Source organism: Bacillus sp. FSL W8-0519 (assembly GCF_038005585.1).
Taxonomy (GTDB): Bacteria; Bacillota; Bacilli; order Bacillales; family Bacillaceae_G; genus Bacillus_A; species Bacillus_A paranthracis.
Genome location: NZ_JBBOTL010000001.1, coordinates 706,528 through 720,120, shown reverse-complemented (window position 1 = coordinate 720,120; position 13,593 = coordinate 706,528). Strand labels below are relative to the sequence as shown.

The window sequence follows — 13,593 nt, the reverse complement described above, 5'->3', positions numbered from 1 at the left end:
AAACATGTGGAAATTTATATTACGCCGGATTTTAGTTATGATACCGCAATTATTCGTATTAAGCGTACTCGTCTTTACACTTGCTAAAGCAATGCCAGGTGATGCATTAAGTGGCGCTGAACTAGCAAACCCAAAAGCCGATCCAAAAGTAATTGAAGAACAACGTGAGAAACTTGGGTTAAATGATCCTATTCCCACACAATATGTAAGGTGGATTTCAAATGCCGTACAAGGAGATTTCGGTATTTCTTACGCACATAAAATACAAGTAACAGATATTATTGGGGAACGCCTTGGTAATACAGTGCTGTTAGCTCTTCTAATTCTTATTCTTACTTATTTAATCGCCATTCCACTTGGCGTTATAAGTGGGCGTTGGAATGATACGTGGGCTGATCGACTCATTACACTCTATAACTTTTTAGGATTTGGTACACCCCTATTTATTTTCGGATTAGTAATGTTATTCTTATTCGGCTTTTTATACCCGATCTTCCCTACAAGTGGTAGCGTTGATCCACAAGTGGCAGCCGGATCATTTGATTACTATTTAAGTAAATTAAATCATATGATTTTACCAGCTTTATCTGGGGCATTAATTGGCACTGTAGGAACTGTACAATATTTACGAAGTGAAATTATTGATACGAAACATAAAGATTTTGTACGCACAGTAAAAGCAAAAGGTGTACCAGAATCTAAAGTATATTCAAGACATATTTTACGAAATTCATTTTTACCAATTGCAGCATTTTTAGGATATGAAATTACAGGTTTAGTTGGTGGCTCTATTATTCTAGAAAATATTTTCGGCTACCCAGGAATTGGACAACTATTTTTCCAATCTATCACTCAACGTGATTTCAGTGTCGTAACTGCTCTTGTATTATTTACTGGATTCGCAACGCTACTCGGGACTCTTCTTTCCGATATTATTCTAAGCATCGTTGATCCACGTATTCGTATTGATTAATGGAGGTGAAGAAACGTTATGTTAGCAAATCCTGAAAAACAAACTGAGGTCATTCATTACGAAAAGAGCCCTTCTGGTTTCTCCATTATGTGGCGAGAATTTCGTAAAGATAAACTAGCAATGTTTTCCCTATTCTTTTTAGCTTTAATATTAATAGCCGTTTATACAACTTCATTTATTATGAAACAAGAAGATATCGTTCGAGTCGATCTGTTCGCCATTTATGATCCTCCTTCTGCTGAACATTGGCTAGGAACTGATTATGGAGGCCGTGATATTTTCGGACAATTAATTATTGGTACACGTAATTCCTTTACAGTTGGTTTAGCCATCACTCTTTTATCAACTCTTATCGGTCTTACAATGGGACTAATTGCTGGCTATTTTGGAGGAGTTGTCGATAACATCATCATGCGTTTTATCGACTTTATGATGATTTTACCATTCTTAATGATTGTTATCGTATTTATCTCACTCGTTCCAACTTTCAATATTACTACATTTATTCTCATAATGACCGCTTTCTTATGGGTCGGAAAAGCAAGACTTATACGCTCTAAAGTATTAACTGAGAAAGAACTTGATTACGTATCTGCATCTAAAACGTTAGGAACACCAAATTGGAAGATTATCTTCCAGCAAATATTACCTAATTTGAGCTCTATTATTATCGTAAATATTACATTAAATCTTGCTGGTAACATCGGGATTGAATCTAGTTTGACTTACTTAGGCTTCGGTCTACCAGAAAGCACACCGAGTCTTGGTACACTTGTAAGTTATGCAACAAACCCAGATGTATTGCAAGAAAAATGGTGGATTTGGTTACCCGCATCAATCATGATTTTAGTGTTGATGCTGTGTATAAATTTTATTGGTCAAGCGTTAAAACGTGCGGCTGATGCGAGACAAAGAAAAGGATAAGGGGTGGAGAAGTTATGAAAAAACCAAAACTGTACAAAGTATTAAGTACACTTGCTGCTTCAACATTATTACTATCTGCATGTGGGGGTGCTGATAGCGGTAGCAAAAAAACAAATACGAAAAAAGTAGAAACAAATAAATTTAGTGCTGCTGTAAAAAATGACGGTAAAGAAATTAAAGACGGATCATTAACTTATGGACTCGTTTCAAATTCACCTTTCGCTGGTGTTTTAAGTAGAGTATTGTATGAGGTTGCTCCAGATTCAGAAATTATGGATTTCTTTGATGAAGGTTTATTAGCTTCAGATAAAAACTGGGAAATCACAAATGACGGTGCTGCAACGTATACAATTTCTGAAGATAAAAAAACAATTACTATTAAGATTAAAGATAATGTAAAATGGCACGATGGTAACCCTGTAACCGCTGAGGATTTAGAATATTCTTACTTAATCATTGGTAATAGTAAATATACAGGTATCCGTTACGATACACAAATGCAAATGATTGAAGGTATGGAAGAATATCACGCTGGAAAAGCTGACAAAATCTCTGGTATTAAAGTAGTCGACCCAAAAACAATTTCGATTACTTATAAAGAAGTAAACCCTTCACTGAAAACTGGTATTTGGACATATCCTACACCTAAAAAATATTTAGGTGATGTACCAATTGAAAAACTGGCTGAATCTGATAAGATCCGTCAAAATCCAATTGGATTCGGACCATTTAAAGTGAAGAAAATCGTTCCTGGTGAATCAGTTGAGTATGAGCGCTTCGATGATTATTGGGCTGGTAAACCAAAGTTAAAAAATGTAACGTTAAAAGTTGTAAATCCATCTATTGTTAGTGCATCTCTGAAAAAAGGTGATATTGATATTGCAGCAATTACTGCTGATCAATATCCGAACGTAAGTAAATTAAAAAATACACAACTAATTGGTAAAACTGACCTTGCTTACACTTATATCGGATTTAAATTTGGACATATGGACAAAGCAAAGAACGAAGCTGTAATGGATAACGATAAATTCAAAGACGTTCGTTTACGTCAAGCGATGGCACATGCAATTGATAGAGAAAAATTGGCAGAGAAAGTATATCACGGCCTTCGCGTTCCAGCTAACTCTCCAATTCCACCATCTATGCCAAAGTACCATAATAATGATGTTGGTTCATATAACTTAGATGTAGATAAAGCGAAAAAACTATTAGATGAAGCTGGCTATAAAGATAAAAATGGTGATGGATTCCGTGAAGATCCAAAAGGTAATGAATTTAAAATTAACTTCCTAGCTAGTAACGGTAGTGAAACAAGTGAACCACTGGCTAAATTCTATATTCAATCTTGGAAGGATATCGGCTTAAAAGTAGAACTTGTTGATGGACGCTTACATGAATTTAATGCTATGCGTGAAATGATTAAAAAAGATGATCCAAAGGTTGATATTTTCTCTGGTGCTTGGAACACTGGTTCTGATCCTGACCTTTCTGGTCTATGGGGTAAAAATGCTGGTTTTAACTATCAGCGCTGGGTAAATGATGAAAATACGAAGTTATTAGATGCTGGATTATCAGAAAAAGCTACTGATGAAAAATATCGTAAAGAAGTATACGATAAATGGCAAAAATTAATTCATGACGAAGCACCGATGATTCCAATTCATTACACATTTGATTTAACAGGTGTTAATAAGCGCGTAAAAGATTTTGATGTCAATGCTGAAGTGAATCAAATAACTTCACATTGGAAAGACGTTACTGTAACAAGTGAGAAGCCAGAAGTAGAAAAATAATCATAAAAATAGCTCCTAGCATCTATATACATGCCAGGAGCTATTTTTTATTTACAACCTTTTTAGTGCTATTAATAACAACCAATTCCTTCCCCACTCTAAAATTAAAAGATTTGATGAATCATCTTTATTACAACAGCTAATGTAACAGATGCAGCAAATCCCCCTAAACAAATAAGACCGACACCTTGGCTATATGATAAATTTTGAAGTGCTTTCATCTTTTTCATCCTCCCTATCTCCCCTTCGTTATTTTTATTTTACCAATGGAATAATTTTCATAACATCGATTTTTCTGACAAAAAACTTACAAATTTGTAAGTTAATATTTTCTAAAACTTATGTATCTATTATGTCCACACTCGCCCCTTTTATACGTCAAAAAAGACCTCGAATTATATCAAGGTCTTGCTTACACTACAAAATATTTCACTCAATTTATTTAATAATCATCACCGGACATTTCACACGCTTTGCTATTTTATGACTGACACTACCAAGCACCATTTCTTGCAATGTATTTAACCCTCTACTCCCAGCAATAACAAGATCTATATCTCCTGTATTTACGTATTGAACAATTGTATCTCCTGGATCGCCATGTAATATCGTAATTTTATAAGAAATGTTCTCTTTCTTTAATAAACTTTCAATCTCTTTTAATTTATCTTTTCGACTAGCTGATACCGTTTCTAAATCCGTTTGGCCTTGTATAATATCTGATTTTGCTGTTCTATTATCTACTACGTACACAACTTCAACATTTGTTTCTTCACTACATTTCGCAATATATGTTGCATGTTCCGCTGCTCGAAGTGCATGTTCAGAACCGTCACATGCTAATATAATTTGTTTGTACATATGCTGAATCTCCTTTTCGTTATCCTACTCATATTATATAGTAAAGCCCCCTAAAAAGGAGGCTTCTAACTAGCAATTCTTTTATTATAAGTAGCTAAATTAGTAACAAGTTTTGCACTACGTTCATTTAATCCCGTTATACTTACTTTCACGCCACTTTGTTCATACTTCATAATAACTTTATCAATTGATGCCACTGCTGAATCATCCCATACATGTGCATGAGTAAAATTCATCTCAATTTCTTTTACATCTTCATCAAATGAAAAAGCATTTATAAAGTCTGCCGTAGACGCAAAGAAAAGTTGACCGTGAATTTCGTATATTTTCTTATTTTCAATATATAAATGTTTCACGTGAATCTTTGCCATATTGAATGCAAATAAAACCGCACTAATTACTGTTCCGATAATTACACCTAATGCTAAATTATGTGTAATTAAGACAACCACAACTGTTACGATCATAACAAATGCATTCCCTTTTGGTACTTTATGAATCGTTGTTACAGAGTTCCAATCAAATGTTCCGATTGAAACCATAATCATAACTGCAACTAAAGCTGCCATCGGAATATGAACAACATAGTCCCCTAAAACGAATAGTAATACGATTAAAAATCCGCCCGCTACAAACGTCGATAAACGACCGCGTCCACCTGATTTAATATTAATAACAGATTGTCCAATCATTGCACATCCTGCCATTCCTCCGAAGAAACCAGCAACAATGTTTGCAATACCTTGCCCACGTGCTTCTTTATGTTTATTACTTTCCGTATGCGTCATATCATCTAAAACTGAAGCTGTTAATAAAGACTCTAGTAAACCGATAATTGCAAGCATAACTGCGTACGGTAAAATAATCCCTAATGTCTCAAGTGTAAAAGGCACGTCTGGAATACTAAAGAACGGTAATTCTTTCGGCAAACTTCCCATATCCCCTACTGTTTTTAACTGTAATCCGCTCATAATTGCAATACTTGTCACAATAATAATGGAAATAAGTGTCGATGGGACAGCCGTCGTAATACGTGGAAATACATATATAATTACAAGTCCTAATGCGACAAGCGCGTACATTTGCCAAGTTGCATTTTTAAAATGTGGCAATTGTGCTGTAAAAACTAAAATTCCAAGTGAATTTAAAAAACCACTCATAACAGATTTCGGAACAAACTTCATAAATGAGCTCAGTTTGAACACGCCAAAAATAATTTGGACAATACCTGTTAATATTGTTGTAGCAAATAAATATTGCAAACCATGATCTTTAACAAGCGTTACCATTAACAATGCCATTGCACCTGTTGCAGCTGAAATCATTCCAGTTCGTCCACCAACAAATGAAATGGTAACGGCAATACAAAAGGCTGCGTACAACCCAACGGTCGGATCCACGCCTGCAATAACAGAGAAAGCAATTGCTTCAGGGATTAACGCTAAAGCAACAACTATTCCTGATAGCACATCCCCTTTCACGTTGGAGAACCAATCATTTTTTATCGTCTGAAACAAAATACCACTCCTCTACTCTTTTACCCCGCTATTTGCCGGGCAGTAAGACCCTACCTCAAAATTCAGCGACAACAAAGAAGTAAGGTGGGAATCAACTGCCCATAAAAGCTCGATTGGTGAAGGCTAATAATCATTGGGAGATGAACAACCACTGATTAAAGTTTCACTTTATCATTCGATTTTCTCCATAAGAAAATCTAGCCGACTGCACGAAGGCTATTATATAACGAGTAGAGGATTTTGCGCTATGTAAAAGTTTCCTAAAAAAGACGCTACCTTCATAGCGTCTTCTCTCATTTCATTAATGTCCACCGTGCCCTTGACCACTTTCCTGAACAATTTCTAACCTCTCATCTAGTATTCCTTGCGTTTCAAATGAAATATTTTCAGTATTCCCTAATAAGAATCCATGATTGTACGGGCCAAGTGTTGGGTCATCTTTAAACTTCGGTTGAATAGTAGCAAGGAAATCATACACTGGTTGTGAAGCTTTTCCTTCCTCTAATAAGATAACGGGGGCATGTTTACCCATATGTGAAAATGGTGCTCCTGCAACTGCTAAGTCTGGTGTTTTGCTTGAAACAAATGATACACCGTGACCTGGTTTTGTGAACCCCCATCCAAATTTTGTTTTTTCATCTTTAAACTTTGCAAATGCAATAGAATTCTCTACTGGAGTCTCTCCACTAATACGCGTTACTTTCCCGTATTTGCTTAACTCTTTTTCTACTTCTTTTGAAATGATTTTTTCTGGTCCTAGTACATATATATTTGCTTTATCTTTTCGCGTCTTTAATGCCTCTATCGTCGCTTCTGGCACTTTATTCTTTTCTGTATAAAGTAGTGGTTCTGGCATATGAGAAATCCAGTTTACAGCTGGTGTTGTATATAAACGCCCTTCCTCTTCGGATGAGCCGATAATAACACTATTCGGATAACTACCTGTTATATCGGCATATTCTTTATCCACATCTTTAGCAAATGTAGCTGGATCCGTTTCTTTTATTTGCTTTACTTTATACTCTTTTAATTGCTCAAGGATAGATGCATCGACATCCCCCATCACCATAATTTGTGTTCCATCTTTCGTTCCGAGCGGATTTAATCGTTTTATTTCTTTTAATGTCATTTCGGGTACCTTTTCTTTTTCTATAAATAGAATCGGTCCGTTATTCGGATGATGAATAAGGTCTGCACTTGCAATACCTAATTGCCAGTCTTTTACTGGTACTAAAATAACAGCGCCTGGCTGATTCTCTTTATGTGTTGCTGGCCATATCGTCTGCGAAGTTAATACTGCCATTTGAAGAGGATCATTTGTGTTTAATCTCGTTACATTTTTTAAACTTATCGTTAATAAATCATTTGATGCCCCTTTGTTCATTTCTTTCGGCGCAGTTACCTCCTGATTCATTTTCATTTCCTTCTGCTCTGTTTTCTTCGCTTCTTTAGATTTATGATTTTTATGATCTGCATTTGTTTGTCCACACGCCGCAAGACCAACTGCTGTAATTATTGTTATCCCAAAAACTCGGGTCATTTTTTTCACTATACCGCCTCCGTATAAATCATTTTCGAGCCAATATCATTACCTAAAATGGAATTTCAACTTTACAATAACAAGCAATTCTGAAGAAATTATGCAGACGCATTACAATCTGCACCATTTCTTCATGATTTTGCATTACAATTTAAGTAAAGATTACATATGGAGGGCTCTCTATGATTGATATACTGCTCGTAGACGATGAACCGAGAATGCTTGAATTATTAACGCTTTATCTTACTCCAATTGGATATAACTGCATATGTGCACGATCCGGAGAAGAAGCGATTTCACATATAGAAAATCAAAACTTTAAATTTATTTTACTGGATATTATGATGCCAAAGATGGACGGATGGGAAACGTGTAAAAAAATCCGCTCATTTAGTAACGTTCCTATCATTATGGTAACAGCTCGTGATCAAACGGTAGATGTCGTCCAAGGATTAAAAATCGGAGCAGATGATTACGTAACGAAACCTTTCCATGAAGAAGAGCTTTTCGCGAGAATTGAAGCTGTTTTAAGGCGAACGAATCAACGGACGCAAATCCAATATCACGGCATTTTATGGGATGAGGCAAAGCATTTCGTTTCTGTCTATAACGAAGAACTTCTTCTTACACCAATTGAATTCTCTTTACTCGGATTATTTTTACGTCATGTGAACTACGTATTGAACCGTGATCAGCTCATTGAACGAATTTGGGGATTAAATACAAATACAGAAGATAGAACTGTCGATTCACATATTCGTAATTTGCGTGATAAATTACGAAAAGTAAATTTCCCTATTGATGATCATTTAAAAACTGTGTACGGAGTTGGCTATCGATGGGTTGATACTTTAGATTAAGGAGCAAAGCAATGAAGCGAATTTCTATTCAGCTCGGATTTTATTTTTTGATTGTTACACTTTTAATCGAAAGTGTTCTATTTGTCTCGCTTTATTATAGTCTTGTCAACAATAGAGTAAATGAAGAAATGACAGCTTTATTAAAGCGCGGAAATAGTCACAGAGATGTCCTTGAAAAGTATTTTGATAAGCAAACAATCTCTCATGTTGCACTAATGGAATCCGAAGCCGAAACCACTGTTGTTATTACAAATGCAAATAAGGAAGTACTAGCTAAATCCAATGAAATAAATACTACTATAAAAAAGCATATTGAAAAGATGCAAACACGGACAGATCATGACGGAGCAATTATAGAGAATCACTGGAAAACATCTAATTATATATGTACGGTTAGTCCCATCATAGTAGCTGGAAAACATGAGGGGTATGTGTATATGTTTCTTGGGACAGAATCCATTGAAAAGTTGGTGAATGGATTAACAAAACAATTCATTATCGCTGGTGCCATCACGTTTCTACTCACAGTCATTACCATTTTTCTTTTATCTCGGTTATTAACAAAACCATTGTTACACATGAAACATGCCACTGAAAAAATGAGTAAAGGAGATTTATCAGTTTCATTAACGACTACTCGAAATGATGAAATTGGTGAACTAGCATCATCTATTCAAACACTCGCAAATGATTTACATTATATGAAAACAGAGCGAAGTGAATTTCTGGCAAGTGTTGCTCATGAATTACGAACACCATTAACATACGTAAGAGGTTATGCTGACATTGCTTCAAAAGAAGCAACATCTCCTGAGCAACGTTTGCGGTATTTATCTATTATAAAAGATGAGTCTGATTACATCACAAACTTAGTTCAAGATTTGTTCTCCCTTGCACAAATGGAACAACATAACTTTTCTATTCAAGTAAAGGAAGTGCATTTACACACCTTCCTTACGCGTATATGTGAAAAAGTAAACGCCATGTATAAAGAAAGGTACATTACAGTTTCTTTCTCTTGTCCTCCTACACTGCTAGTAAACTTAGATGAACAACGATTCGAACAAGTTGTGGTGAATATTTTAAATAACGCTTATAGACATTCAAAAGAGCATTCTCATATAAACATTTCTGTTACAGAAGAACATAAAAGTATTTCCATTGCAATTGAAGATGAAGGCGAAGGTATTCCGCTTGAAGACCTCCCTCACATTTTCGACCGCTTTTATCGAGTTGATAAAGCGAGATCACGAGCTACAGGCGGAACTGGTTTAGGATTATCTATCGTGAAAGAAATTGTAGAGCTGCACGGTGGGAATATTACTGTAACGAGCGAAGTTGATCACGGATCTTGCTTTATTATTTCATTGCCATCTATACAAAAACACGACTACCATCAGTAGTCGTGTTTCTTTATCATTTTACTTTATAATATAAGTTTACAAATTGCCCAAAACGTTTCGTATCCGTTAAAGTTAAATGAATTTCTGGGTTCTTGTCTTGAAATAACGGAACTCCAGAACCTAATATATGCGGTGTAATCGTAACAACATATTCATCAATTAGATTATTCTTAAAGAACTCTCTCAGTAGACTCCCTCCACCGACCATCCATATTTTAGATCCTTCTTGCTCTTTCAACCTTTTTGTAAACTCCACTACATCTTCATTTACAAACTCCACGTGTTCGTTCGAACCTTTTTCTGAGTTAGAGAAAACATAACATTTTTTATCTACATACGGGAATGTTTCCATATGCTCTACTACATAATCGTACGTTCTTTTTCCCATGATTATCGTATCAATTGTTTCATACATTTCTGTATAACCGTTATCTCCCTCTCCTTCTGTTTCCATTAACCACTCTAAATCATCATTTTCTTTCGCAATATATCCATCTAAGCTCGCCGCAATAAATAAAACTATTTCACGTGACATATCTTTTCCTCCTTGCATCTCATCTTGATAATCATCTTGATAACATATGATGTAAACAATATACTAACAATAAAACATGACAATTTATGTCATGTTAAAAAGAAAAAAGGTGATACATTTGTCAAAAGCTAAACGCTTATTAGATATTCTTATATTTGCTTCTGCCAAAAAGACATTTACAGCGCAAGAAATAGCTGATGAATTTAATATCTCCGTTCGTACTGTCCATAGATACATTTTAGATTTAAGTGATATGGGGTTGCCCATTTACGCAGAACAAGGTCGTAACGGCGGCTATAAAGTATTAACGAATAGAGTCATTCCACCTATCTTATTTACGGAAGAAGAAGCAGTCTCCATCTTTTTTGCTTTTCAATCTTTAAGTTACTATCGAGACTTGCCTTTTAACACAGAAATCAATTCCGTTACACATAAACTGTATAGCTCCCTACAACATGATGCGAAAGTGAAAGTTGATAAAATACGTTCTTACATCGCCTTTTGGAATCCGAAGCGTACAATTGATACACCTCTTTTAAACGAAGTACTAACTGCGGCTATTGAAAATAAAAATTTACAATTTCAATATGAATCTAAATCGGGGATAAAAACAAAACATGTTCATCCTATCGGTGTATATGCTCATGACGGACTATGGTACTTACCATCCTATGACTTCAGTAGAAAAAAAGTATTACTGTATCGCGTTGATCGTATTCTTTCTATATTATCAACGGAAAAAAATGAAAGTACATTCATGAATTTAGCAGAATGGTTTGACTCTAGCTCTAACGTCGTACACATTCCTACGCAGTTACATGTTTTACTGACAAAAGAAGGTGTGCGCCAATGTAAAAGCGTGCCTTACCTTGAAGAATTCGTTGTAGTAAACGAGGACGGGACAGGATATATACATTCAACAATTGATAAAGGTGAAATAAACTTTATTATCCCTTTATTTTATAGACTTGGAAAAGATGCAAAAGTGTTAGAACCGAAAGAATTAATAGATGGTTTACGTATACGTGCGAAAGAAATTTTACATATGTATGAAGACGAAAAAAGCTGCTAGATGTAAGCAGCTTTTTAGTCTCTTTGTTACTATTGACGAATATCAATCCACCAACGATGTTTCGCATTCATATTTTCAGTGTCGCCAGTTCCTCTGTAATTGAAAGCATCCAAAAAGATTGAATCTAGTTTATCCTCATCTACAAAATAACCTAAGTTAACCTTCACCGTTTCTCCTGGTCGGATACTACCAATATTGTAGAAGCTTTTTCCATCTCCATGAGGCTCTAAATAATCAACTTCGCCTGTCATAATATTTTTTTCTGCGATTCCATCTTCTTTAGCGTAGTTCCATGCATTACCTTCAAATTTAAGCTGTTTTATAGATGGATGCATATAGATTTCTTCTGTCGACTTTTTACCAATATTTTTTACTGTTGTTTTTAAGTAAACAAACTTAGGATTAATTAATTTTGTTTCTACTAATTTATGAATTGAATCTTTACCATTTCCAAGTTTATATACATCGCGTCTATATGGTATCAATTGTCCCTCTTGATCCAAAGCTTGATTCTTGCTTAATATCTCTAGGCCAAGTTCATTAAAGTTCTCTTGTTTAAAATCTTTGATTGAATCAAAGACTTCAACTTTTTCTATCACATATTCAATTTGGCTGTTATCCATAGATATCGTTACTGGAACCTTTTGCCCTATATGAAATAGTCGTTTGCTATCCTTCTTCAAAGGAATTACCTTAGTTGTTTTACTTTCTTGGCTAAAATACTTTTTATCATAATCGCTTATATATGATGACTTTTCTTTTGACGTGGGCTCAAGTGAAATGCTCCCTAGCACATCTATCATTTGTTCTTCGTTTATATCATTTCCAATATAACTTTGTAACATAATTCCTTCTTCCTCAAAATAGAGAAAAATTACTCTATTAAACATTAAATCTTTATTACCATTTTCTCTATGAACAATTACTGCCTTCTTACCATTTATCTCTTTTTCTTCATAACTTTTCGAGTACAGAGTTGGAAAATCTGAATTCCCTCCTACTCTCCAAAGAACGAATGAAAATCCCCCCATTGCGTAGTTATCTTTAAATGAATATTTCATAGCACTATCATCAATTGCTTCCATATTTTCTGGCAATTTACCTATTTTCAACTTATACCACTTATCACTCTTTTTTGAGTCCTTGTTTGATACCGAAACATTTACTTCGTAATTTTGTTTTTGGACAATCATATTATAGACTTTCACTGCACCAAAAACGGTTGTCGGCATACCAATCAATAAGCAAGCAGCAGCGATTAACATACGATGTTTTTTACGCTTTTTCTGTGGCTTCTCGTCTTTCAGCTTCATTTCTTCCATAAACAATTTCTTTTTGCGCGTATATGTATGTGAAAATTCATGTTGTTCTTCGAGTTTATCAAAATCATCTAAAGCAATTTTTTCAGCAAGTTCATATATTTCTTTGGAGTTCTTTGAATTCGTCATGTTGTATACCTCCTATCATATTTTGGACTCTTTTTCGAGCACGCTCAAACTGCTTTCGGACATTAGCCTCCGTTATCCCCATGACGCTTGAAATTTCTTGATACGTTAAGTTATAGAAGACTTTATACTTAAACACCTGTTTGTTAGATTCATTTAACTCTTTTAACAATGCATCAATTTGAACCTCGGACATTACACGTTTTTCCCACTCTTCAATATTTTCATCTACTGCTTCTGCTGATTCTCTTTCATATTCTTCTAAAAATGTTTCATGTCGTCTATTTTTCCGGTAGCTATCAATCGCCTTATTTTTCGCAACCCTCAAAATGTATCGTTTAAGCTCTTCAGTACTCAAGCTATGGAGCTTTTCCAAGTTCTTATAAAGAGTAATAAACGTCTCTTGAACTGCATCTTCTGCCTGCTGAATATTATTTAAAATAGAATAAGCTACATAATAAATCTTTTGTTCATACAACTCATATAGCTCTTCCATCTTTTCATAATCGTTGTTTGTAACTTTCATATAATTCCTCCTCTCACTCTATATAACGAATGAGCACCATACTTTGTGACACTGCAAAATCTTTTTATAGATAAAATTTAATAATAGAATAAACAAAAGCCCAATTTCTCTATTTTAACTGAGAAATTGGGCTTTTGTTTA

At 34.8% G+C, this 13,593-nt stretch carries 13 protein-coding genes; 6 read left to right on the top strand and 7 right to left on the bottom strand.

The window, feature by feature from the left end; translation table 11 throughout:
• Positions 1–4: 4 nt before the first annotated feature.
• The 3 genes from opp4B to opp4A are packed head-to-tail and all read left to right on the top strand — an operon-like array spanning position 5 to position 3,693.
• Positions 5–973 (top strand): oligopeptide ABC transporter permease, encoded by a 969-nt coding sequence (gene opp4B / locus NST14_RS03725; RefSeq protein WP_000265445.1) that lies wholly within the window; start codon positions 5–7, stop codon positions 971–973.
• Positions 974–991: 18 nt separating this feature from the next.
• Entirely contained in the window at positions 992–1,897 is a 906-nt protein-coding gene (locus NST14_RS03720; RefSeq protein WP_000880733.1) for an ABC transporter permease, read from the top strand.
• Between the two features lie 14 nt (positions 1,898–1,911).
• Positions 1,912–3,693: an oligopeptide ABC transporter substrate-binding protein gene (gene opp4A, locus NST14_RS03715; RefSeq protein WP_229143111.1), complete on the top strand. Its 1,782-nt coding sequence runs from the start codon at positions 1,912–1,914 to the stop codon at positions 3,691–3,693.
• Between the two features lie 104 nt (positions 3,694–3,797).
• Here the strand turns inward: opp4A and NST14_RS03710 are convergent, their stop codons facing one another.
• From NST14_RS03710 to NST14_RS03695, 4 genes are all read right to left on the bottom strand, one after another.
• Positions 3,798–3,923, bottom strand: coding sequence for a DUF4027 family protein (locus tag NST14_RS03710; protein ID WP_000738299.1), 126 nt, complete (start codon positions 3,921–3,923; stop codon positions 3,798–3,800).
• Between the two features lie 208 nt (positions 3,924–4,131).
• Positions 4,132–4,554, bottom strand: a complete 423-nt coding sequence (locus NST14_RS03705) for a universal stress protein (RefSeq protein ID WP_000278002.1) — start codon at positions 4,552–4,554, stop codon at positions 4,132–4,134.
• Positions 4,555–4,619: 65 nt separating this feature from the next.
• Positions 4,620–6,071: a SulP family inorganic anion transporter gene (locus NST14_RS03700; protein ID WP_000487887.1), complete on the bottom strand. Its 1,452-nt coding sequence runs from the start codon at positions 6,069–6,071 to the stop codon at positions 4,620–4,622.
• Positions 6,072–6,372: 301 nt separating this feature from the next.
• Positions 6,373–7,620 carry a cell wall-binding repeat-containing protein gene (locus tag NST14_RS03695; RefSeq protein WP_229143112.1) on the bottom strand — a complete coding sequence of 416 codons (1,248 nt, stop codon included), beginning with the start codon at positions 7,618–7,620 and terminating at the stop codon, positions 6,373–6,375.
• Positions 7,621–7,793: 173 nt separating this feature from the next.
• On the opposite strand from NST14_RS03695, the gene NST14_RS03690 reads away from it, so the two are divergent.
• Complete coding sequence (locus tag NST14_RS03690; RefSeq protein ID WP_000565459.1) at positions 7,794–8,471, top strand: response regulator transcription factor; 678 nt, start codon at positions 7,794–7,796, stop codon at positions 8,469–8,471.
• An 11-nt stretch (positions 8,472–8,482) separates the two neighbouring features.
• The gene (locus tag NST14_RS03685) at positions 8,483–9,874 is read left to right on the top strand and encodes a sensor histidine kinase (protein ID WP_000822577.1); all 1,392 of its coding nucleotides are present in this window, start codon (positions 8,483–8,485) and stop codon (positions 9,872–9,874) included.
• 13 nt (positions 9,875–9,887) lie between these two features.
• Here the strand turns inward: NST14_RS03685 and NST14_RS03680 are convergent, their stop codons facing one another.
• Positions 9,888–10,409, bottom strand: coding sequence for a dihydrofolate reductase family protein (locus NST14_RS03680; RefSeq protein WP_000085793.1), 522 nt, complete (start codon positions 10,407–10,409; stop codon positions 9,888–9,890).
• A gap of 76 nt (positions 10,410–10,485) precedes the next feature.
• Between NST14_RS03680 and NST14_RS03675 the strand changes: the two genes are divergently transcribed.
• Entirely contained in the window at positions 10,486–11,481 is a 996-nt protein-coding gene (locus tag NST14_RS03675; protein WP_001996681.1) for a helix-turn-helix transcriptional regulator, read from the top strand.
• Between the two features lie 29 nt (positions 11,482–11,510).
• Here NST14_RS03675 and NST14_RS03670 read toward each other — a convergent pair whose 3' ends face one another.
• On the bottom strand, positions 11,511–12,929 hold the full coding sequence (locus tag NST14_RS03670; RefSeq protein WP_000185094.1) for an ECF-type sigma factor negative effector: 1,419 nt from the start codon (positions 12,927–12,929) through the stop codon (positions 11,511–11,513).
• Positions 12,895–13,452: an RNA polymerase sigma factor gene (locus NST14_RS03665; protein ID WP_000869279.1), complete on the bottom strand. Its 558-nt coding sequence runs from the start codon at positions 13,450–13,452 to the stop codon at positions 12,895–12,897. The genes NST14_RS03670 and NST14_RS03665 overlap by 35 nt, the downstream gene beginning before the upstream one ends.
• Positions 13,453–13,593: the final 141 nt, after the last annotated feature.